The organism is Peptoanaerobacter stomatis (assembly GCF_000238095.2).
GTDB lineage: Bacteria > Bacillota > Clostridia > Peptostreptococcales > Filifactoraceae > Peptoanaerobacter > Peptoanaerobacter stomatis_A.
Genome location: NZ_JH815225.1, coordinates 853020 through 873703, shown reverse-complemented (window position 1 = coordinate 873703; position 20684 = coordinate 853020). Strand labels below are relative to the sequence as shown.

The window sequence follows — 20684 nt, the reverse complement described above, 5'->3', positions numbered from 1 at the left end:
AACAAATGGAAAAAACGATAATAATTGATGATAAACCTGTGAGGCTGAGAGCTACAGCCTCTTTTTTAAAAATATATAACGCTCAGACAGGAAAAGACTTCATACCAACTATAATGCCTATATTCGATAAGATGATAGATAGCAGTATCTCAGACGCTATACACAACATAAAGGGAGTGCAACTTATAGACGTGTTTAATCTTATATGGGCATTAGCAAAAAACGCTGATAAAGATATACCCGATCCTGATACTTGGCTTGACAGTTTTGAAAATTTCCCACTTGATGAGATAATGCCTGTTGTTTTTGAATTACTATTAGGCACTTTTTTCTCTGTGAATTTTCAAAAAAAAACGAAGATATGGATGCAGAATACAAAGGAGAAGATACTCTCACTACGTCAAGACTTATCGCAAGTTGCCTCGCAAGGAATATCGCTATTAAAGACCTTGACGGACTCACAGTCGGACAACTCGTTGATATCTTCGTTGAGCAAAACGACCAATACACAGGAGATGGTGAAGAAACAGAAGTTTGGGGAAGTATAAAAGATTTGACTTAAAAGTATTGAAAATATTTTCTTAGTTTGATATAGTTATCTTAATATCATACTAAGGGGGATAATCTTATGGGAACTCGCTTTAGAAAAAGTATAAAATTAGGTTCAGGAGTTAAATTAAATGTAGGCAAGACTGGTTTAAGTTTGAGTGCAGGTACTAAAGGAGCAGGAGTAACTATGAACTCAAAAGGAAGAGTTACAGGCACAGTAGGGGTGCCGGGCACAGGGGTATCATATACGAGTACATTAGGTTCAGGAGCAAAATCTAAAAGGAATAAAAGTCAAAGATATGATTATAACGATTATGCCTTTAACGAATATAATTATAATTCTGCTATTAACTATGAAACTAAGAAAAAAACTTTTACTATAAGATTTTTGGGCATAGACAATACATTGTTTTACGCTGACGAAAATAGTATTGAATTAATATATAACTATGGTAAGAGTAATCAGATAACAAAAAAATGGGAAACATCAGAGATAGAAAGGGCAGAGATACAAGAAAATTTTTTAATGTTTGGAAGCGAAAATGCTTGTCTTGGATATCTAAGATTCAATATTAAAACACATATTAAACAGGCTGAAAGGTTTGTTGATATAATTGAAAATGGTTTTGAAAAACCTGTTTTAATAACTCAAGAAGTATTAAAGAAAGAAACAATGCCTATATATATTAATAATCTTAATTCAGATTTTATAAATGACGTATTAAGAGAATATATTAAAAATATAGATGAAGTAGAAAAGCAAATTATTCTTGAAGTACAATTACAAAAAGATGCTGTAGGTGTAAATATATTATTTGAAAATAATATAATTGGGAAGATATATCCGAGAAATACTGAACGTTTAGATTTGATTAGACATAGTTTTCTGTTTTTTGAAAATTATAATTTTACAAAGGAGTATTATATAAAAAATCACGTATTTGATTTATTGAAAGAAAGAGAATTAAATTTAGGTTTGATAAATTTTGTGATTACTAATACTGATGAAACAGCGGAAAGAGAAAAAGAAATATCTGATTTTTTAGAAAAAGAAAAAATAAAACAGTCTAAAAAGCAAAACAGAGTACCTTATCCTATCCCACAAATAGAGAAAAAGAAAATAAATTATACTAAATTTATTTTACCTGCTTTTATAATTTTGGCTTTGATAGGTATGTTTAGTGGTAACAGATTTATAACACCAAGCGAAAAAATAACACTTGATGAATTTAATAAAATTCAAACAGGAATGACATATGATGAGGTTGTAAAAATAATAGGCTCTCAGGGAGAATTACTATCTCAAGCAGATATGGAATTAAAAGGACTTGAAGAATTAGGAATAAAAAGCGGAGATTTAAAAACAGAAATGTATATGTGGTACGGAGCGGATAATATAAGTAATGCAAATGTGATGTTTCAAGGTGGTAAGGTGATATCAAAAGCACAATTAGGTTTAAAATAAATAAAATATACTTTTAAAGACACTGTAAAAGGTGTCTTTTTTAATGCAATTTTAGTGGTCGGCTAAAATTTTTAAAAAATCTCTTGACAAAGTATCCAGATACAAATATAATGTATTCAGATACAAGAAAGGAGGTTTTAATTTTGCAGAAAAGTAGAGCTGAATATTTCAAAGAACGAAGAAAAAAGTTAAAGGATTTTGGAGTTTTAATTGAAAGAGAGAAATTAGAAGAATTTGAAAAACAATTAAAACAAAAAAATATAACAAAAACTAAATGGCTCAATGATAAAATTGATATCGAGTTAAAAAAATAGAAGATTACTGTCGCCGACCAAGACAATTAGTAATCTTCCAAGAAAGAAAGTTTTTTCTTTATTATATTGTATCACAAGGAAAAACTTCTTTCAAGAATTTATTTTTTGGAGGAGGAAAACAATGAATAATGAACTAAAAATATTTGAAAATAAAGAATTTGGACAAGTAAGAGTTTTAACAATAGATAATGAACCTTGGTTTGTTGGAAAAGATATTGCTGAAAGATTAGGATACAAAGATACAGTAGACGCAATAAAAAGACACGTTGATGAAGATGATAAGCTGACAAGGTGTTTCACCGCATCAGGTCAAAGACGTGAAATGATAGTAATAAATGAAAGTGGACTATACTCTTTAATTTTATCAAGTAAACTACCTAACGCTAAGAAATTCAAGAAATGGGTAACAAGTGAAGTCCTACCATCAATAAGAAAGACAGGAGAGTATCAAACACCTAAGAAGAAACAGGAGAAATTATCATCTATAAATAATGCTGCAAGAACTATACTTCCTGTACTTGAAAAAGCCGGAATGAAACCTGAGTATCAAGTATATATGTTAAACCAACTTTATGGAAAAGTCGGACTTGAAATACCTATGGAAAGAGTGGAACAGGAGCAAAGATTATATGATAAAACAGCAATAGCAAAGAAATTAGGTGTATTATCCAAAAACGGTAATCCACATGCTAAAGCTATAGGTGCAATAATATCAAAGGTTGATATTGAAAATGATGAACGAGAATTAACAAGTTTTGAAAGAAATGGGCATGTAGGAACAGAATATCAATATAAAGAAAGTGTTATTTTTAAAATTCAAAATTGGTTAGAAGATAATAGTTATCCAAGTGTGATAAGTAAAGACGGTAAAACATATAAAGTATCATATACAATAGAAGTGGAGGTAGCTTAAGATGACACAACTTGAAATAGTAGATGAAATAGGAAGAATATCATCTGAAAGTGAAAAAGTAAAGTTCTTAGTTAGTGAATTAATAGGGTTTTTCAATAAAGTGTTGTGCAAAGATGATGATTCTAATATGTTAAAGTATGAAGCTCAAAGAATATTTCCACTTGTAATGATGATGGATGATTATTCCATATTACTTGATGATAAGATAAATAATTTATATGATGCGTTAGATAAAGCAAGAGCATAATAACAGGTAATGAAAACCACTCAAACAGAGTGGTTTTTTAATGCAAAAAATCAGGAAAGGAGGGCAAGTAAATGGCCGGAGACATAAGAGGTATATCTATTGAGATAGGAGGAGATACACTGCCACTTCAAAGAGCATTAAAGGAAGTCAATAAAGAGACAAGTAAGTTACAAAATGAATTAAAATATGTTGATAAAGCTTTGAAATTAGATCCTAAAAATACTGACCTTTTAAGACAAAAACAACAGCTTTTAGCAAAAACAGTTGAAGAAACTAAAAATAAGTTGGAAGTTTTGAAAAATGCTGAAAGAGACGCACAAGAAAAGATGTCACAAGGGATTGAAATAAATCAAGAGGACTACAGGCGACTTCAAAGAGAGATTGTAGAGGCTCAAGAGCAGTTGAAAAACTTTGAAGAACAATCAAACAAAGTAAATACAACATTCGGACAAATAAGCTCAACATTTGAAAGTGCAGGAAATAAATTAAAAGATTTAGGTAGTCAGCTAACAGCATTATCAGCAGTAGCTGGAGTGGCGACAGCAGGAATGGTTGCTCTTGGAGTAAAAGCTGGAGTATCAGCTGATGACCTAAACACATTAGCAAAAGTTACAGGACTATCAACGCAAGAGCTACAGGCTTTCAAGTATGCAGAAGACCTTATTGACGTATCTACTGGAACTATGGCAGGAGCTTTGGCAAAACTAACTAAAAATATGGCTAATGCTAAAGCTGGGAGTAAGGATCAGATAGAAGCTTTTAGACAACTTGGAGTGTCTTTTACGGACAATACAGGGCATTTAAGAGATAGCAATGATGTTTTTTACGATGTGATTAATGCACTATCTAAGATACCTAACGAAGCCGAGAGAGACGCTCTTGCTATGAAATTATTTGGAAAATCAGCACAAGAACTCAATCCTTTAATCTTAGGCGGTACTGAAGATTTAAAAAAATATACTCAACAAGCTAAAGAGTTTGGGATAGTGCTGGATCAAGAAACATTAGACAAAGCAAATGCCTTTAATGACAAGATAGATACAATGAAAGGACTAATAAATGGCATAGGGAGTATTTTTGGGGCAAAAGTTGCTGAAGCATTACTTCCGCACATGGATAGCATTGTTAATTTTATAGGTGAAATAGCAAAGGCAATCTCAAAATTAGATCCCACTATCGTTACAGTAGTATTGGCTGTGGGTGGATTATTAGCTGTATTAGCACCTGTGCTAACTACAATCGGTCAAATGTCATTAGGATTAGCATTTCTTACTGGCAAAATGGCAATATTTGGAGCAGGAGCAGTAGCAACTGGTGCTTCAGCAACAGCAGGAGCAGGTGGAATAACATTTTTAGGAATGTCTTTTACATCCTTATTAGGCCCGATTGCATTAGTAGTCGCCGCATTGGTAGCAGTAGGCTTAATTGTGTATGGAGTTGTAAAAGATTGGGACAATATTAAAGGTGCGGTTTCAGGTGCAGTTAGTAATATTGGTAAAGGTTTGGGAGAGTTAAAAGACGGCGCAGTAAATTGGGCAAATGATACAAAAGAAAATATAAAAAATACTGTAAATGAATGGAAAAGCGGAGCGTCAGAATTTGCGGGTAATGTAAAAGATAAATTTGTTAGCGGATTAGAGGCTTTGAAAAATAATGCAAGTGATAAATTTCAAGGTATATTTGATTTTTTTAAAAGTATTTGGGATAAAATAACAGGATTTCTTAAAAAGCCTCTTAAATTTCCTAACATTGAACGACCTAAAATACCTTTACCAGACATTAGTATAAGCGGTAAATTCTCATTAAATCCGCCACAAGTACCTAAAATATCAGCGGGTATCAAATGGTATGCTCAAGGGGGTATATTTGACTCTCCGTCTGTAATAGGTGTCGGCGAGGCGGGAAAAGAGGCAGTGTTGCCGATTGATAAACTCGACGGAATAATGGCAAAAGCTATTGAAAAAACAGGCAATACAGATGTTTTGATTGCGTTGTTGCAAGAAATAAGAGCATTAAGGCAAGATACAAAAAATATGCCGTATATTCAAAGGACTATATCAAGGCAAGGGGTGATATGATATGGAACAATATGCAGGTGTCTTGAGATTTGACGGAGAAAAAGATACTTTCGATACAAGAGTTGAAAAGCTAAGAGATAATACAAAATATGAAATCACTGACCTTACTATACATCTTTCAGCGTCAGGTTTACAAGGCTATGATAAAATTGAGGGTTATATAGTCGCAGGGAATATACAAAGTGTCAGATTTTACTTTACAAGAAAAACAAAATCATATCTTGACTTAAAATTGGAAGGTGCAAACAGTGAATATCAAAGAAATGGAATAAACGGGTTAAGACCTTTCAGATATAACGGTAGCACGCTTTATGGACATTTATATATAACTTATGAATGTACAGCTAAATTAAAGGACACAGTACTACCTACTATATCTAATCTTAATATAGATTCATCTGCACCAAGGAAAGATATTGTAGTAACTTGGCAAAGTGAAAGACAGGAAAAGTATGAGATAACAGCAGTTACAGGCGGTAATACTATCTATACTAAAACAGGCAATACAGAAACAATGCATACTATCCCGGCTAATACATTCGCTGACGGTCAAAAAGTAGATATAACTGTCAAAGTCTTATATTCAGATAACGGTAACCTTTCATCAAGTGCTTGGGCAAGTGAAAAGACAAGTATAACACTAAAACAGCCGACGGTTAAGATATCACAATTCAAGCCTACAGGCACTATAAATCCTCTTGCTGATATAAATGTGTCGTGGGAATGTGAAACTCAAGCAACGTATAAACTCGAATTAATCAGTGATAATAAAGTTATAAAAACTTATACAGGTACAACTCTTAAGATAGTAACAATTCCTGCAAATACTATATATAATGGCTTAATTGACTTTAAGCTAACTGTATCAGATGGATATACAGAAGTTGTCCATATAGAAAGCTATAATGTAACTAATAATCCAAAGGTACAGATATTAGGCTTAGAGCCTAACGGAAGTGTAAGAAATAGTTCATTTCCTATAGAGATAGCTTGGTCATCAATAAATCAAAAGAAATGGATGCTACAAATTCTTGAAAATAATGTGCAAAAAGGACAATTTACAGGTACAAACGAAAACAATCTAACATTACCTGAAAACTATCTCAGTGTAGGCAGTATAAAGTTGATACTGTATGTATATAATACCGTTTACGGCGAAGAGGTACAGGATACAAGAGAAGCTGTCTTTGAAACTATCTCTAAGCCTAAACCGCCTACATTTGAAGAAAAAAGTAATTACAATACTTCAAAACCTATTTTTGTATGGAATCCTGATGGTAAGCAAAGGGCTTATCAGGTATTGATATATAAGGCTGATACACTGATTGAAGATAGCAATATCGTCGAAAATGATATTTCAACTTATAGTACAACTGCAAACCTTGAAAATAACACAACTTATATATTAAAAATCAGAACAAAAAATCAATATGAATTGTGGTCTGATTATGCAAGTAAAGATATATTTGTATCTTTTACAACACTTGCTCCGGCTACATTTACTATCAATGCAAATCAAACTAATCACTCCGTATTGATTAATTTTCATAGCGAAATAGATACAGATTTTAAAGAAAATCAGATATGGAGAGCTGATGGAAAAGGCAAATTCAAACTTGTAGCCAAGGGTTTAGGCTCAAATGGTACATTTATTGATTACTATATACCGGGCAATATTGAATTGAGATATAAGATAATATCAAAATCTAAACATGATGCTGTCACTGAAAGTGATATTAAAAGTATATCAGTTGACATAAAAGGGTTTTTACTATGCGATGCAGAAGATACATCACAAAAAACAAATCTTAAATTCAACTACGCTACAGGCTTTGAAATAGTTAGAAATAGGACATTTGTTAAGTATCTTGGCAGTAAAAAGATGATAGTAGAAGATGACGGCTCAACTGAATATATGAAAGGCAGTTTTACTTTTGAAATGCAGTTAGCAGATTTTGACCTACTTTTATCTTTATATAACTCTAAAAAAACTCTTTTTTACAGAGATAATAGGGGTAAGGCTTTATTTTGCGGTATATCAAATCTTAAACAAGAGTACATTTTTAGGATACCAACATGGGTAAAAGTGTCATTTGAACTTATTGAAGTCGAAAATAAAGTTGAAGCTTATGAAAGCAGTGACGGAGATAAGACGCTAAAAGAAGTGTTAATTGATGCTACGTGGATTTTAAATGGCGAAAAGGATATGGTAGGTTGGGAGTGGATTACGTCATGAGAATAATCAAATTCAAATATAGACTACTTGATAAAAAAGAAAATATAAAGCGTCTTTTAAAGGTGGTAAAGTGCTCAATATCTCATGATAGCCTTGCAAAACTCAAATACTCCGCAAATCTTACAATTGAAAATAGCGAAGATATTGACTTTAACAATGATTTGATACAGATATCTTGTAAAATAAATGATGTAGAAGATACATTGGCAACGCTTTTAATATCAAATTCACGAAAGGTTTATGGTTCTTATAGTCGTGAAATTGAGTGTTTTGACAAGTTATTGATTCTTGAAGAAAACAAACTTAAGGAAAGACTTACAATCAAAGCAGGTAGTAACATTATAGATGAAGCGATAAAGCAGTTGCAAGGAGCAAAGCACAAGATACAACTACAATCTTATGTAACAAAGGCTGATGCAGATTTTGAGATAGGTACATCAAGACTTGATGTCATTAACTATCTTTTAAAAATTATAAATTATGAAAGCTTATATTCAGATAAGGACGGATACTTTGTAACTCGTCCTTATATTTTGCCTGAAAACAGAAAAATCGACATTGAATACAACGACATTTCGGACAGTGACGGATGCCTAATACTTGAAGATACTCAAGAAGAAATTGACCTTTTCAATATACCTAATGTATTTGTGAGGGCTACTAACAACAGTCAGATAGCGCCGCTTAGAGCTGTGTATATCAACAATAATCCTAACAGCTTATCAAGCACAGTAAATCGTGGTCGTGAGATTGTTGATTTTAAAACTGTAGATGATGTGCTTGACTATCAGACGCTATATGATATAGCTCAAAAGGACGCAGTATCAGCAAGTAATATATATAAGAATATTACTTTAAAGACAGGAATAAACATAGGACATGGTTTTTTGAATTGTGTAAAACTCAATGTAAAAACTTATAAGATTAATGATAAATTTATTGAGACATATTGGAAGATAGATGATTGTAATGTGGGTGGAACAATGGAGCATTCATTAAGGAGATTGATTAATGTATAGAAAACTAATAGGAACAGTTACAAGCGTTAAGCCGTTTCGCATAAAGTTTGATATAGACGATAAAGTAAGTGATAGAACTTACCCTTGTCTTGAATCGTATTCACCTACAAGTGGTGATAGAGTGGCAGTATTACAATTAGATAATTCGTACTTAGTATTAGGAAAGGAAGTGTACTATGATTGAAATAACAAAATTTAAACCATCTGATAGAGCAAGTGCGGAAGTGTTTAATAAGCGTTTGGAAGAAATAGAGACATATCTCAAAAATGTTGTTGAAGAAAATCAACAACTTAGACAACAGTTGAATAATAAAGTTGAGGTATTTTCATTTAATTCAGTAAGTATTGATGTTTTAAACAATTTCGCATATCCAAATAATTATGAAACTGACACGAATTTAGGTATACAACTTGGGTTACAAGTGAATTGGGTTCGCATTAAGTATTTTAAACATAGTAATGCTGTAGGTTACGGAACACAAATAGCAATACCATTTGAAGGTGGTTACTTTTCTACAATGTATATACGAAATTCTACAGGTAATGCTTGGGGTGCTTGGAATGATATGCGTTCAGTTGAACCCGCTAATAAAAATACTATCGTAGATGCAAATGTTGCCTTAGAAAACGGGAAAATATATTATTGTAGTTATCAACAAACCGCTAATTTACCATATTCTGATGACGGCATATTACATGTATTTAGTCCTGGTAACGTAACTGGTAATGAAACTGTTTGTTTCCAAATGTGGTATAGCTGGAATATGGATTGTGTGTGTTATAGAAAATGTGTATGGGGAAGTTGGTCGCCTTGGAAAAGAATTGCAACTACTAATATTTAAGTAAAGGAGAGTGATTAAATTGAAAGCATTAATAAATTACAAGATCGACGAGCAAGGCAAAAAACACATATTAAATGCTCAAGCATTACACACTACTGATACTATTGATTTTGAAATAGTAGAAGTATCAGAGTATTGTGATATGAATAAACTTGCATATGATGATAAAAACAATATCATTGAAGATAAAGAAAAATTAGAGATGCAAAAGAAAATAGAAGAAATGGCAGAAACGATTGTAAATGAAGAATTTGAAAAACTAATAAATGAGGAGATGTAAAAATGATAAAATTATTTGAATATTTAAAAATAACTGCTACAAAACTTGCTAAAGATAAGAAAAAGAACGCTGAAAAAATAGAAAATTTCAAAACAAAGTTAGATATTTTTTTAGTAAAAGATAGAATAACAAGTGAAGAATATCAAGAGTTATGTGATATTCTCGAAAAAGAATAAGAAAACAAGGTGATATTAAGAGACTTAATAGGTCTTTTTTTATTGCCTTTAATTTTAAAAAGGTGGTGAAATATGCAAATATCAATAGAAGTTTTATTTTCAATTACAGTGGCGTTAATAGGAGTTTATGCTACTGTATCAAAGATTTTAAAAGACAACAAAAAAGACAATGAGGAAAGACAAAGGCAAGTAGCAAACGACAGAGAAAAGCAAGCTGAAAGACATATAGAGATTAAGAAATCACTTGATTATATAGCTATAGATGTTGATAAAATAAACAATACAATTAAAGATATAGACAACAAAGTAGATGCAATAGATAGGAGAGTGACAATAAATGAGCAAGCTGTTAAGTCTGCTCATCATAGGCTTGACAATATAGAAGAAACTTGCAGAGTTAGGAGTGACAGCAATTGAACTTAAGCAAAGATGAAAAGAAAATCATTGAAAAACTAAGACAAGAACAGGAAATAAAAAAAGATAAAAAATATATTGAAACAAGTAAAAAATTAATGTTTGCAATTATGTTACTTGTATTTATAGTGTTTTTTATTTGTTTATATCTAAGTGTAAAATTAAATGATTCTAACCTTGCAAGTCATACATTAGACAGAGCAGTTATCTTCTCTGCTCCTGTCTTAACTGCATTAATAGCAAAATCAGGACTTGAAAATAGACAAAAAGGCAAGATTAGAGAGCAGATAATAAATCGTATGGACAATGTAGAATTAGGACAAGAAGATTTTAGAAATGGAGTATAAAATCAGGGAAGAAATTTATCCGGACAAGTAATTTCAATGTTTTTCTAATGTTTTCCTATTTGGAAGGAGTTGAGAAAAGTTGAGTAGAGTTGAGAAAGCAGTACAATTTATGATAAAAACAGCAATAGATAATAAAGCTGGATATGACCAGGAATACAGATGGGGAGAAAAAGGCGATTATGATTGTAGCAGTTTAACAATAACGGCATTTGAAAAGGCAGGATTTCCTGTCAAATCTAAATACGGTGCTACTTATACAGGTAATATGAAAAGTGCATTTATAAGTTGCGGATTTAAAGATGTGAGAAACATTGTTAATCTAAGTACAGGTGCAGGCTTAGTAAGAGGTGATGTCTTACTTAATGAAGTACACCATGTCGCTGTATATATTGGCAATGGTCTAATAGTACAGGCAAGTATCAATGAACTTGGACGAGCTACAGGCGGAAGACCTGGCGACCAAACTGGCTATGAGATTAATATATCTCAATATAAAAATTATCATCGTGGCGGTTGGGATTGTGTGCTTAGATATAAAGAAAAGATTGATACAGATGTATTAGACAAGAAAGGAGAAGTTAAAACTATGAGTGAAAAAGAAAAAGAGTATGCTGTACAGGCTATTAATAAGTTAGCTGAATTAAAGCTATTAAATAGTCCTGATGTGCATATAAAGAATATTGATAAAAGCAATTGGGCATTGTGGGTTATGATGGCTAAATTAGCGGAAAGGAGATAACGTATATGTTTAATACAGATGCAATGATAGCAATAATTATAGCTATAAGCTTTTCAATTACAGTATTTTTTATGAATAAAAACAAGATAAAATTAGATTATATTACAGAACTGAAACTTGCTTTACTGCTTGCAAAAATGAGCTTTAAAGATGTAAAACTTCAAAAAATAGCGGATATATTAATGTCAATTGTCGTTGGCTTAGAAAATACACATATGACAAGCAAAGAGAAAAAAGCAGAGGCAATGAAAAAAGCAGTAAAAGAAATACAAGAAAAAGTAAATGTATCATTAGATGAAGATATATTATCAATGATAATAGATATAGCAGTGAGCTATATGAAAGAAAATAAGTAAATTATATTTCAAAAATGATAAAAGCATACCCTATTTGCATAGAGTATGCTTTTTTGTTTGCAAATAAGAACGGGGCTTCGGCACTCCTTATCGGAGAGCCTTGCCCCTTAGAATAATAATGTTTTATATGTGTACTATCTCTCTATTTCCAAAGTAGCAAGTATAGCAGTTAGATTATATGAAATGTTAAAAAATATATAAATAATTTTTTAGTATAATTTTGATTTAAATACAAAACCCACCAAAGAGCTTGGTGGGTTTAATTGTTATAGCCTTAGTGAAAATAAACCGCAAGTTGAACCGGTTGTTATAATTCTAAAAATATTTATATGTTTTTTCTATAAATCTTTTTTCATATGAATTATTATTTTTCATTTCATCAAACTCATATTTAATGAAGCTTAATATATAATGAATGAATGAATGAATGAATTTTTTCATACAAATCTCTCCCTTATTTTACAATAACTACTTATGGAATATATAAGGAAATATTCCTGTAGCAATTATCGAACAAATCACATTAAAAATTAATGCAAATAAAAAATTAACTACCAACCTAACATTTGAATGTTGTTCTTGCTTTTTTAGTCTATCAATTAATTTTTTATCTCCTTTTGTTATATTAAACATATACCCAAACCCATAATCTCTTAACAAGTCATAAATTTTAGTTGCAAAATGATAGGATATTCTACTTATAAAACCTAATACAGCTATAATCGTAATATTGTATAGAGATAATAATTTTAAATTTTCTTTACTAATTTGACCTAAATTATTAAAATCAACAGAATCTATAAAATTTAAAAATATTGTTGCCAAAGCTAAAAATGCTAACAAAGTACTTATCAATTCAATAGCTTTAGAAATAATATATTTTTTCTGTTTAAGATAATTTATGTATTTTGGGTTAATTGTTGGTTGCTCATTATTTTTTACCCATTCTTCAACTATGGATATTAATTCTTGACCTATTCTTTGAGATATATACTCAGCTCTTACCACTATGGGGAAAAATTTTTTATCTAATTCTTCCATATCATCAATTTCTCCAGAGAATATTATTTTAAGAATCTCCTCGGGTCTCATACTATTGGACATTTTTAGTATAAGCCTGTGTCTCTGTGGTATCTCATAATTTGGTATTTTTAAAAGTGCATCCCACGTTATAGTCATGTTTAATATAGACTTATTTTCATTCCAATCATGATGTTTAAAACTTTCATATCCAGAAAATTCAATGTATTCCCTATCATCGAATTTAACACCTATTGTTATTGAAAACTCTGTATTATTGTGTAATGAGAATTTTCTATTCACTCTTTCTATGATATCGTAAACGTCATTGATTTTAAGCAATATATTATTATAAAAAATTTTTTGTGTATTATCTGGATTAGTAAATATTCTATGACAAAGAGCATTATAAGTACTTAAGCTATGTTCTTCAGCTGTTGGAATTAAATATTCACTATCTTTCAATATAATCACTTCTTTCATTAATATAATAAATAGCTTTTAGTTATTTTACCACAAAATATCAAGAATAGTAAAGTAAAATTTTTCATTTTTTTCCATAATACTTCCGCAAAAATAAAATTGTGATGGTTAAAATAAATTACAATTAGTTTTAATAATTAATTCGACTTAAGCATTTTAAATATTTGCAGGGTATAATAAAATAACTAAGGTTATACTAAATATATAAATACTCCAACGAAGAAAAATCCTCAACTGATTACAAAAAAAGGTTGTACTAAACATAGAAGAAACTTTAAATATTTATTTTTAAAAAGGAAAAAAAGAGTATACTTCTAATTAAGAGACCGTTTTTATTGATTTAAGTAAGTGAGGGTTCGGAGAGAGTATGATGACACACACGATCTACCTCATTACAAAAAATATCTTTACTGAAATTTTAGTAAATGATATACTAATACAAAACAAGTAAAAACAATTATCAAAGTTGCACAAATACTGACCACGCTCTGACCACACCTCATTATTATTTTGTTGAATTTAGTATATATTTGTAAATAAAAATGCTTTAAATTCAATATTTTATTTGATATAATGCTAAGTAGCAAAAGAGTGGGAATAACGGATATTACAATAAAAAGGCTTTGAAATAAATGTTTCAGAGCCTTTAATTAAATAATCGCAAACAATTTGCAAACAAAAGGAGAAGAACATGTTACCATATACAGATAAAATAATTGATACTATTACTAAATATTTACCTAAAAATGAAAATGAATGGGAACTTGTTGGTTTTATCAATAAAAAGAAAGAAATATATACTTTTGGTAATGATTCAAAAATTATTGGAAGACTTTTTGAAGTTATAACTTTGGAAGCATTAAATAATTCTGTAAAAGAATTAGGGTATACATTACATGAATCAGAACAGCAAACAGTGTACCCTGACTTTTATTTTGTAAAACCTAATGGAAGAAAAATAGCAATTGATATAAAAACAACGTACAGAAGAAGTGAAAAAGCAAAATTTGGCTTTACTGGAGGTAGTTTTACAAGTTTTATGAGAAACGGAACAAAGAATATTGTAGGTAATTATTTTGATTATGACGGTCATTATATTTTAGGTGTTGTCTATACTCGAGAGCCGAAACCAACTACTGGAAAAGTTACTTTTGAGAGTTTAGATTCTATAATTCCTGCCTATAAAAATATAGAAACATTTGTTCAAGAAAAATATAGAATATGTGGTGATAAGAAAGGTAGTGGAAATACCGATAATATCGGAACAATTACTTCTGCCTCTATAAAACCTTTTGTATACGGTGCTGGACCATTTTCTATTTTAGGAAAAGATATTTTTCACGATTATTGGGTAAACCATCCAAGATATACTGATAGTGAAGAGATGAAGCAATCATTATATAACAACATTGATACTTACATTGATTGGCTTTCTAAAACAGATAAACCTAAATCACTAGAATTAAAAAAATTATATTCAGATTATCTATCTCAGTACGATGAAACATTTAATAAAAAATAGAGCAGTCGGCTCTATTTTTTACATTTCAAAAAGAATAATTTGCTCTTGTTTAGGATGCACTTCATTTAAGTTCAAATTAGATTCACTTATTACTAGGGCTTCTATCATTTTATTTCGATTAGATTCCTTTGCTCCTAAGTGATAAAAATGTTCAGTAGTCAACAACTTCCCATGCGTCCATTTTTCCATGTGAGTATTTTTTCTGTACTGATTTTCGTACCACATACTAAAGGCGTATCCAGCTTTTCCTTTTTGAGTAAGTTCTGCGAGTAATACCGCATATTCTTCACTCCAAGAATCATAATATCCATCATAACGATCAATATACGGAGGGTCTAAATAAACAAAGTCATTTTCTCCCATCATCTCAAATGCTTTAGTGAAAGGCATACAGATAAATTCCCAATCTTTGCCCTCCATTATTTTTTCAACCCATGAAACTTGATTTACAATTTTTGTAATCAATGCTTTTTGAAATCTCTCTGGTTTTCGTCCAAAAGGAACATTATAATTCCCTTTATTATTAAAACGTATCATTCCATTAAAATTGGAACGTTGTAAAAATAAAAAATCTAAAGAGCTATGTTCTTTATTAAATCTATCTCTAACTTCATAGTAATAAGATGTCTTATCAGCCGGTGTACTAGATAATTTAGTTGCTTCATTTTCTAAAAAAGTCCTAACTGTTTGAGCAGTAATCTTCTTTGATTGAATATCTTTGTAAAATTGAATGATATAGGGATTGGTATCACTAAAAATAGCCTTCTGGGGCTCTAAATTAAAACCTACTACACCAGAACCCATAAATGGTTCAAAGTATGTTCCTTGACCATCCCACTTTATTGATTCAGCAATAAATGGAACTAATTTAGTTTTTATTCCTTGAATTTTGATAGGTGGTACTTTAGGTGTGATAATTTTTTTAGGTAACAATTGTAATTCTCCTTTCTTACTATATATATTCTATTATAACATTTTTTATACTTTTTTCTTCAGAAACTGATTATAAACTTTTCCTCTTTTTACATTGCCATTATCAAAATTCAAAATATTATTCAGTTTATTAGCAACTTTCCTATTCATATTCGGATATAAATGTCCATAAGTTCCTAGAGTTGTTTTAATATCTTCATGTCCTAGTCTGTCACGAATTACTAAGGCATTCTCTGCTATAGAAATTAATAGACTAGCGTGTGAGTGTCTTAATGCATGAGTTTTAATTCTATGCACTCCTGCAAGTTTAGCATGGCGTGTGATAATGTGACTTGTAGCACTTTTATTTGTTGGTAATCCGTTATAGGAGAATACAAAATCAGTTACAATATTTTTTCTTTGAATAGCTTTCCATTCATTCAAATAATTTATTGTCATATCATCAAGGGCTATAACTCTGTTACTAGCTAATGTTTTTGGCTCAGTTATATAAAATTCATTAGATGTTTTATAATACATATTCTTATTAACTTCTAAAGTTTTCTCAATAAAGTCAACATCTTCCCATTGTAGAGCTTGAGCCTCTCCAATTCTAAGGCCTGTCATGAACAGCGAATATATGAGAGTAAAAGCAAATCTATCATAATAATCTTCTATATCGAAGGTTGAGAAGACCTTTTCGGCTTCTTCTTTTGTCCAGAAGTCCACTTTTTGCCTTACTTTCTTTACGTTCCATACTTGTTTAGCGATATTTTTTTGTAATAATCCTAGTTTTACTGCAAGGTCTAAACTCTTTTGAAATAGTCCATGTATAGATCTTACATAACCAGATGAATAATTAGATGAAAGATTATTTTGCCACTTCTTAACCATTGGAGCAGATATATCTTTTAATTTACGGTTAAAGAAATATTTTAAGTGTATCTCCATTGAACATAATCTACTATCAAAAGTTTGTGGTTTAACTGACTGCTTATAATCCGGTTTGAAATACGTTTCATAAAACTCCCTATATGACATAGTAGAATTTTTCTTTACTGCTGAATCCGAGAAATCGTTCATATAGGATTCATATCCCTTTTTTGCTTCTAATTGGGTTTTAAAACCTCTCCCCCAATACTGAATTCGTTTGCCATGTTCATCATAACCTAGACTAGCCACAAAATACCACAATCCTGATTTCTTATCTTGATACACGTGAGGAATTTTAGGCATGATGATGTTTCTCCTCTAATTCCTTTGTATCAATAGGAAATCCGAGTATATGCTCTACAGATGACAAAGGAACTCGCCCTAAACGTTTTGAAGAATAATATCCATAACCTTTGTTCACAAGATAAATTTTTGCTCTTCGAACTATATCAGCCGATTGTGACGGACCGAATCCCATTTTTTGAAGTTCATGTTTTGTGATGGTTTGCATACTGCTTACCTCCTTTTTTTGTTATATTGTTCAAAAATAATAATATTTTCAAAGTTCTCGTTTTCAATTTTATAAATTTTATTATAATGTGGTTCAATTCCTATCAGATCTCTTGCCGATTGATAAGGCATTTTGATTCTCTTAGGGTACTTAATGCCCTTGCTTTTTCGATATATTCTAATTCCTTTAGGATAAAGCCATAATCGACTTCCTTTTATATATTTTTTTTTCTGAGAATCAATATCCGAAAATTCCGCATTAGTTAGATATGCTGATAGGTATGCACCTATGTTATCTATGTTTTTTAATCTTTCAATTCTACAAAAGCCAAGTCCCCATATCTGTTCAAACTCTTGGCATGGCATGTAAAGATTGGCAGAATAACTCTTTAATAATAAATGAAGATGTGAAAACCGTGCCATTCAGAAATATCTTTGCTGTTTACTCCATGTGGCTCTAAAATGGCGATATAATCTAGTTTTTCTTTATACTTGTAATTTAATCTCTTAATAAATTTATTGAATTCCTTGTAAATACTTTTAGGTTGCTTAGCTATTTTGGTATCTCTAAATGTTAAAGTTGCCCAAAGTTCATTTTTACGCCCTGAAAAATTTGCATTTATTAAATACCTTAATTTCTTCATTGTCTGTTTTAGAGAGTTCTCACTCTGATTTCTTGTTGTTGTGTGTTCGTAATATTTAATCTCTCCTGTCGATTTAATAACATAACGCTCAGAATCAATCTTCAATATATTATTTTGTCTATTTGATTTCTGTAAATACTGCACCTCATATAATAAATCATTCATGATTGTAACAGTTACAAAATCTTCAGGTTGAATTGAAAAATCTTTGCTATCGTCCATACGAAAACCTCGCTTTTGATTCTTCAAAATTCTCTTATTGTTTAATTAAAAACTAGACAATCCAGATAATCACTACTATTTTTTTGTATCAACGGTGCTTCAAAGTAAACTGGTTCTATATGTTTACTGTCAATCATGATATGACCCGCGCCTATTTCTTTTACAGTTTGAAATTCAGTATTACTATTTCCGAAAAGCATTCTGCGACCATCATTGGTCATATTCCCCATACCGATACGCACTCCAAATTGGTCTCTTTGCTGCCCGGTTAATCCATTATTTGAATTAGAAGATATATCTGGTCGTTGCATAATCAACACTATCTCTATTCCCACCATACGCCCTTTTAGAAGCAGGTTATTAAAGTACCCAGTAATTTCTTTTGCAACTTTAGGATTAGCAACAGATAGGACAGCCGAAAATTCATCAATGATAACCACTAAAGGTTTAGCATTGTCGATATCTTTCCAAGTTTTGCCAAAAGAATGTTCGTCATCAGTAAACCATTCAGAATACCTACGCTCCATTTCGGAATTAACTTCTCTTAGTACTCGTGCTATTTCATTATCTGATACAGCAAGATTTTGCACCTTTCCATATTTCTTCAAGTCTATTCTTTGACAAATGATAGCTAAATCTGCCGATTTCGGGTCACATACATATATATCACAACCTCCACCTTTACCTTTTATCCTTAAATAATCAAGTATTAACATACTTGCAAGGTAGATCTTACCAGAATTTGATGCCCCACATATAATGAGATGACAGGGGTTTGAGAATTTCCACGAAATCTTTTCTGTTAGTTGAATAGTGTTATTTAATACTTCTCTGGAAGAAAAATCTAACCTATTATCGGGAAAGCGGTCAAATATGTACACGCAGTGGGTATTATTATTTTCAATATCTTGCAATGGTAAATTCAGCATAGCCTGAAAATGACTTTTAAATTGATTTGCTTGATCTGTGAATAAATCTGCATTCTTTTTGAAAAGAATAAGGATTTGCTCATCAGTAACTAAGTAGCCAACTTCTGCTGATATTTCACTATTATATAGATTATTATGAACAATAAATTCCTTGATTTTATAGTCTAAACTAACTTTGTATTTGTAAAAAGTATATCCCATGTATAGAAGAAGTAGTATCGAAAGAAATAAGCTCATAATTAAATAATCCGATTTCATAAGAAACTGCCCAAATAAAACGAAAATCAGTCCAAACAACATAATTTGAAAAATTCTTTTCCTTAAAAGAATAGGGGGCTTAGTAAAGATTGTTATCATTTTGTAATTTCTATTATTCATCATCTACCACCTCAATCCCCTCTGCTTTGAAAGAACACGCTATATACTTGTAACTATCTCCAGCCACATAGGCACTACCTGTCAACCCAATAAATTCAACTAAACAGTTCTGAGGAATTGCTTTAGAATCTTGGAAAAGAGGTTTAGAGTGTTCAATCTTTACATTAAAACGTTCAAACTGTTTTTCAATGGCTACGCACTCATACGTGTAGCCAGCAACTGTTTCTGTTTTTACTCGCTTACCATTTTCTTCTACATAAAGAAAATAAGGTTTTTGATTGACAAGGATTTTCGCTCCTTTTATCGTCTCTTCTGCATTCAAAATTGGTCTAATCATTGTTAGTTCTCCTTTATATATTTTTAAGTGTTGTAATTACTTCACGACACTATTATAGGATAAGTGTCGTGTTTTGTCAACACATAAAGTTGGAATAAAAAAAATAGGCTTGAAGCCTAAATTTTTCCATGACGCACTAAAAGAGAACCCCTCACTATCATTCTGATAACAAATGAAGTGGTTACATAACTTGTTTCTGTATATAGAGGTAAAATCTTTTTTAACTCAGCAATGCCATCAATAGTAGTTTGATTTACTTGTAAATCAGTTCGAGTTTTTGGGGCACTTCGTTCTTCAACTTGAGACCCAAATTTTAATATTTTATCCCAGTTTTTTTCAGCAGTAATTTTTTTCGAATCTAAATAAGCTTGATTCACGACAAATCCATTAGTAAGATGAAGATTATCAAATTCTCCAGTTGCTTTTATTTCTTTTTTAAGAGCATCGATACTATTTCGTGTTTCTATTGCTAGTCTAACAGCTAATCTCACTATATCACCACCTTTTTATTACTAATACTATTATACAAAAAATGTTGTGTTTTTGCTACACAATAATTTCAACTCTGCAAACAATTTGCAAACAAAAGAAATTAATTCTAATAAATTCTTATAAAAATAACTAATTTAAATCCTTAATTTTAAACTATATCAAACCTTATCAATTTAGAAAACAATAGAGTGGGAGTAGCCTAAGCACTCATCAGAATCATTGATATTACTGATTATTCTCAGGTTTCAGGTGGTTAGCTGAAGTATTTTTGAAGTACTTTTTCATAAGAAAAAAAGTGGTAAGCCACTTTTAAGAGAAAATAATTAA

The 20684-nt window shown here is 30.8% G+C and carries 27 protein-coding genes; 17 read left to right on the top strand and 10 right to left on the bottom strand.

Annotation, left to right across the window (positions count from 1 at the left end):
• Positions 1-5: 5 nt before the first annotated feature.
• The 16 genes from HMPREF9630_RS10060 (at position 6) to HMPREF9630_RS03600 (ending at position 11975) form a co-directional block, all read left to right on the top strand.
• Positions 6-548, top strand: a complete 543-nt coding sequence (locus HMPREF9630_RS10060; RefSeq protein WP_009527188.1) for a hypothetical protein — start codon at positions 6-8, stop codon at positions 546-548.
• 80 nt (positions 549-628) lie between these two features.
• Positions 629-2014 carry a DUF4236 domain-containing protein gene (locus HMPREF9630_RS10465; RefSeq protein WP_009527187.1) on the top strand — a complete coding sequence of 462 codons (1386 nt, stop codon included), beginning with the start codon at positions 629-631 and terminating at the stop codon, positions 2012-2014.
• Positions 2015-2157: 143 nt separating this feature from the next.
• Positions 2158-2328, top strand: coding sequence for a hypothetical protein (locus HMPREF9630_RS10400; protein WP_009527186.1), 171 nt, complete (start codon positions 2158-2160; stop codon positions 2326-2328).
• Between the two features lie 121 nt (positions 2329-2449).
• Complete coding sequence (locus HMPREF9630_RS10100) at positions 2450-3241, top strand: BRO-N domain-containing protein (RefSeq protein ID WP_009527185.1); 792 nt, start codon at positions 2450-2452, stop codon at positions 3239-3241.
• 1 nt (position 3242) lies between these two features.
• Positions 3243-3488 carry a hypothetical protein gene (locus HMPREF9630_RS03650; protein ID WP_009527184.1) on the top strand — a complete coding sequence of 82 codons (246 nt, stop codon included), beginning with the start codon at positions 3243-3245 and terminating at the stop codon, positions 3486-3488.
• 71 nt (positions 3489-3559) lie between these two features.
• Positions 3560-5566 (top strand): phage tail tape measure protein, encoded by a 2007-nt coding sequence (locus HMPREF9630_RS03645; protein WP_009527183.1) that lies wholly within the window; start codon positions 3560-3562, stop codon positions 5564-5566.
• A gap of 1 nt (position 5567) precedes the next feature.
• Positions 5568-7802, top strand: a complete 2235-nt coding sequence (locus HMPREF9630_RS03640; protein WP_009527182.1) for a hypothetical protein — start codon at positions 5568-5570, stop codon at positions 7800-7802.
• The gene (locus HMPREF9630_RS03635) at positions 7799-8821 is read left to right on the top strand and encodes a hypothetical protein (protein ID WP_009527181.1); all 1023 of its coding nucleotides are present in this window, start codon (positions 7799-7801) and stop codon (positions 8819-8821) included. The genes HMPREF9630_RS03640 and HMPREF9630_RS03635 overlap by 4 nt, the downstream gene beginning before the upstream one ends.
• On the top strand, positions 8814-9005 hold the full coding sequence (locus tag HMPREF9630_RS03630) for a hypothetical protein (RefSeq protein WP_009527180.1): 192 nt from the start codon (positions 8814-8816) through the stop codon (positions 9003-9005). Before HMPREF9630_RS03635 ends, HMPREF9630_RS03630 begins: the two co-directional genes overlap by 8 nt.
• On the top strand, positions 8998-9663 hold the full coding sequence (locus HMPREF9630_RS03625; protein WP_009527179.1) for a pyocin knob domain-containing protein: 666 nt from the start codon (positions 8998-9000) through the stop codon (positions 9661-9663). The genes HMPREF9630_RS03630 and HMPREF9630_RS03625 overlap by 8 nt, the downstream gene beginning before the upstream one ends.
• A 19-nt stretch (positions 9664-9682) precedes the next feature.
• Positions 9683-9943: a hypothetical protein gene (locus HMPREF9630_RS03620; RefSeq protein WP_009527178.1), complete on the top strand. Its 261-nt coding sequence runs from the start codon at positions 9683-9685 to the stop codon at positions 9941-9943.
• A gap of 2 nt (positions 9944-9945) precedes the next feature.
• On the top strand, positions 9946-10119 hold the full coding sequence (locus tag HMPREF9630_RS10395; RefSeq protein ID WP_009527177.1) for a hypothetical protein: 174 nt from the start codon (positions 9946-9948) through the stop codon (positions 10117-10119).
• Between the two features lie 72 nt (positions 10120-10191).
• The gene (locus tag HMPREF9630_RS03615) at positions 10192-10536 is read left to right on the top strand and encodes a hypothetical protein (protein WP_009527176.1); all 345 of its coding nucleotides are present in this window, start codon (positions 10192-10194) and stop codon (positions 10534-10536) included.
• Positions 10533-10880 carry a hypothetical protein gene (locus HMPREF9630_RS03610; protein WP_009527175.1) on the top strand — a complete coding sequence of 116 codons (348 nt, stop codon included), beginning with the start codon at positions 10533-10535 and terminating at the stop codon, positions 10878-10880. The genes HMPREF9630_RS03615 and HMPREF9630_RS03610 overlap by 4 nt, the downstream gene beginning before the upstream one ends.
• 79 nt (positions 10881-10959) lie before the next feature.
• The gene (locus HMPREF9630_RS03605) at positions 10960-11619 is read left to right on the top strand and encodes an endolysin-like domain-containing protein (protein WP_009527174.1); all 660 of its coding nucleotides are present in this window, start codon (positions 10960-10962) and stop codon (positions 11617-11619) included.
• Positions 11620-11624: 5 nt separating this feature from the next.
• On the top strand, positions 11625-11975 hold the full coding sequence (locus HMPREF9630_RS03600; protein WP_009527173.1) for a hypothetical protein: 351 nt from the start codon (positions 11625-11627) through the stop codon (positions 11973-11975).
• Between the two features lie 315 nt (positions 11976-12290).
• On the opposite strand, the gene HMPREF9630_RS10585 is transcribed toward HMPREF9630_RS03600, so the two are convergent.
• Positions 12291-12416, bottom strand: coding sequence for a hypothetical protein (locus tag HMPREF9630_RS10585; protein WP_009527172.1), 126 nt, complete (start codon positions 12414-12416; stop codon positions 12291-12293).
• 27 nt (positions 12417-12443) lie between these two features.
• Entirely contained in the window at positions 12444-13460 is a 1017-nt protein-coding gene (locus HMPREF9630_RS03595) for a hypothetical protein (protein ID WP_040465177.1), read from the bottom strand.
• 709 nt (positions 13461-14169) lie between these two features.
• Between HMPREF9630_RS03595 and HMPREF9630_RS03590 the strand changes: the two genes are divergently transcribed.
• Positions 14170-15000 carry a type II restriction endonuclease gene (locus tag HMPREF9630_RS03590; RefSeq protein WP_009527170.1) on the top strand — a complete coding sequence of 277 codons (831 nt, stop codon included), beginning with the start codon at positions 14170-14172 and terminating at the stop codon, positions 14998-15000.
• Between the two features lie 18 nt (positions 15001-15018).
• On the opposite strand, the gene HMPREF9630_RS03585 is transcribed toward HMPREF9630_RS03590, so the two are convergent.
• The 8 genes from HMPREF9630_RS03585 to HMPREF9630_RS03555 all read right to left on the bottom strand — a co-directional run bounded on the left by HMPREF9630_RS03585 (position 15019) and on the right by HMPREF9630_RS03555 (position 20356).
• Complete coding sequence (locus HMPREF9630_RS03585; RefSeq protein ID WP_009527169.1) at positions 15019-15933, bottom strand: DNA adenine methylase; 915 nt, start codon at positions 15931-15933, stop codon at positions 15019-15021.
• A gap of 45 nt (positions 15934-15978) precedes the next feature.
• The gene (locus HMPREF9630_RS03580) at positions 15979-17148 is read right to left on the bottom strand and encodes a tyrosine-type recombinase/integrase (RefSeq protein WP_009527168.1); all 1170 of its coding nucleotides are present in this window, start codon (positions 17146-17148) and stop codon (positions 15979-15981) included.
• Positions 17141-17356: a DUF3173 domain-containing protein gene (locus HMPREF9630_RS03575; RefSeq protein WP_009527167.1), complete on the bottom strand. Its 216-nt coding sequence runs from the start codon at positions 17354-17356 to the stop codon at positions 17141-17143. The genes HMPREF9630_RS03580 and HMPREF9630_RS03575 overlap by 8 nt, the downstream gene beginning before the upstream one ends.
• A 5-nt stretch (positions 17357-17361) precedes the next feature.
• Positions 17362-17778 carry a hypothetical protein gene (locus tag HMPREF9630_RS10045; protein ID WP_050995388.1) on the bottom strand — a complete coding sequence of 139 codons (417 nt, stop codon included), beginning with the start codon at positions 17776-17778 and terminating at the stop codon, positions 17362-17364.
• Entirely contained in the window at positions 17745-18221 is a 477-nt protein-coding gene (locus HMPREF9630_RS10040; protein WP_009527166.1) for a hypothetical protein, read from the bottom strand. The genes HMPREF9630_RS10045 and HMPREF9630_RS10040 overlap by 34 nt, the downstream gene beginning before the upstream one ends.
• Positions 18222-18262: 41 nt before the next feature.
• Positions 18263-19528, bottom strand: coding sequence for a cell division protein FtsK (locus HMPREF9630_RS03565; RefSeq protein ID WP_040465176.1), 1266 nt, complete (start codon positions 19526-19528; stop codon positions 18263-18265).
• Positions 19521-19865, bottom strand: a complete 345-nt coding sequence (locus tag HMPREF9630_RS03560) for a hypothetical protein (RefSeq protein ID WP_009527164.1) — start codon at positions 19863-19865, stop codon at positions 19521-19523. The genes HMPREF9630_RS03565 and HMPREF9630_RS03560 overlap by 8 nt, the downstream gene beginning before the upstream one ends.
• Positions 19866-19981: 116 nt before the next feature.
• Positions 19982-20356, bottom strand: a complete 375-nt coding sequence (locus HMPREF9630_RS03555) for a hypothetical protein (RefSeq protein ID WP_009527163.1) — start codon at positions 20354-20356, stop codon at positions 19982-19984.
• Between the last annotated feature and the right edge of the window lie 328 nt (positions 20357-20684).

Excerpts from the sequence above, each read along its gene's own strand:
- HMPREF9630_RS03600 (WP_009527173.1), top strand. The coding sequence starts at position 11,625 with ATGTTTAATACAGATGCAATGATAGCAATAATTATAGCTATAAGCTTT.
- HMPREF9630_RS10045 (WP_050995388.1), bottom strand. The coding sequence starts at position 17,778 with ATGGCACGGTTTTCACATCTTCATTTATTATTAAAGAGTTATTCTGCC.
- HMPREF9630_RS03635 (WP_009527181.1), top strand. The coding sequence starts at position 7,799 with ATGAGAATAATCAAATTCAAATATAGACTACTTGATAAAAAAGAAAAT.
- HMPREF9630_RS03625 (WP_009527179.1), top strand. The coding sequence starts at position 8,998 with ATGATTGAAATAACAAAATTTAAACCATCTGATAGAGCAAGTGCGGAA.
- HMPREF9630_RS03650 (WP_009527184.1), top strand. The coding sequence starts at position 3,243 with ATGACACAACTTGAAATAGTAGATGAAATAGGAAGAATATCATCTGAA.
- HMPREF9630_RS10060 (WP_009527188.1), top strand. The coding sequence starts at position 6 with ATGGAAAAAACGATAATAATTGATGATAAACCTGTGAGGCTGAGAGCT.
- HMPREF9630_RS10100 (WP_009527185.1), top strand. The coding sequence starts at position 2,450 with ATGAATAATGAACTAAAAATATTTGAAAATAAAGAATTTGGACAAGTA.
- HMPREF9630_RS03560 (WP_009527164.1), bottom strand. The coding sequence starts at position 19,865 with ATGATTAGACCAATTTTGAATGCAGAAGAGACGATAAAAGGAGCGAAA.
- HMPREF9630_RS03590 (WP_009527170.1), top strand. The coding sequence starts at position 14,170 with ATGTTACCATATACAGATAAAATAATTGATACTATTACTAAATATTTA.
- HMPREF9630_RS03640 (WP_009527182.1), top strand. The coding sequence starts at position 5,568 with ATGGAACAATATGCAGGTGTCTTGAGATTTGACGGAGAAAAAGATACT.
- HMPREF9630_RS10585 (WP_009527172.1), bottom strand. The coding sequence starts at position 12,416 with ATGAAAAAATTCATTCATTCATTCATTCATTATATATTAAGCTTCATT.
- HMPREF9630_RS10465 (WP_009527187.1), top strand. The coding sequence starts at position 629 with ATGGGAACTCGCTTTAGAAAAAGTATAAAATTAGGTTCAGGAGTTAAA.
- HMPREF9630_RS03645 (WP_009527183.1), top strand. The coding sequence starts at position 3,560 with ATGGCCGGAGACATAAGAGGTATATCTATTGAGATAGGAGGAGATACA.
- HMPREF9630_RS10040 (WP_009527166.1), bottom strand. The coding sequence starts at position 18,221 with ATGGACGATAGCAAAGATTTTTCAATTCAACCTGAAGATTTTGTAACT.
- HMPREF9630_RS03575 (WP_009527167.1), bottom strand. The coding sequence starts at position 17,356 with ATGCAAACCATCACAAAACATGAACTTCAAAAAATGGGATTCGGTCCG.
- HMPREF9630_RS03565 (WP_040465176.1), bottom strand. The coding sequence starts at position 19,528 with ATGAATAATAGAAATTACAAAATGATAACAATCTTTACTAAGCCCCCT.
- HMPREF9630_RS03580 (WP_009527168.1), bottom strand. The coding sequence starts at position 17,148 with ATGCCTAAAATTCCTCACGTGTATCAAGATAAGAAATCAGGATTGTGG.
- HMPREF9630_RS10395 (WP_009527177.1), top strand. The coding sequence starts at position 9,946 with ATGATAAAATTATTTGAATATTTAAAAATAACTGCTACAAAACTTGCT.
- HMPREF9630_RS03630 (WP_009527180.1), top strand. The coding sequence starts at position 8,814 with ATGTATAGAAAACTAATAGGAACAGTTACAAGCGTTAAGCCGTTTCGC.
- HMPREF9630_RS03615 (WP_009527176.1), top strand. The coding sequence starts at position 10,192 with ATGCAAATATCAATAGAAGTTTTATTTTCAATTACAGTGGCGTTAATA.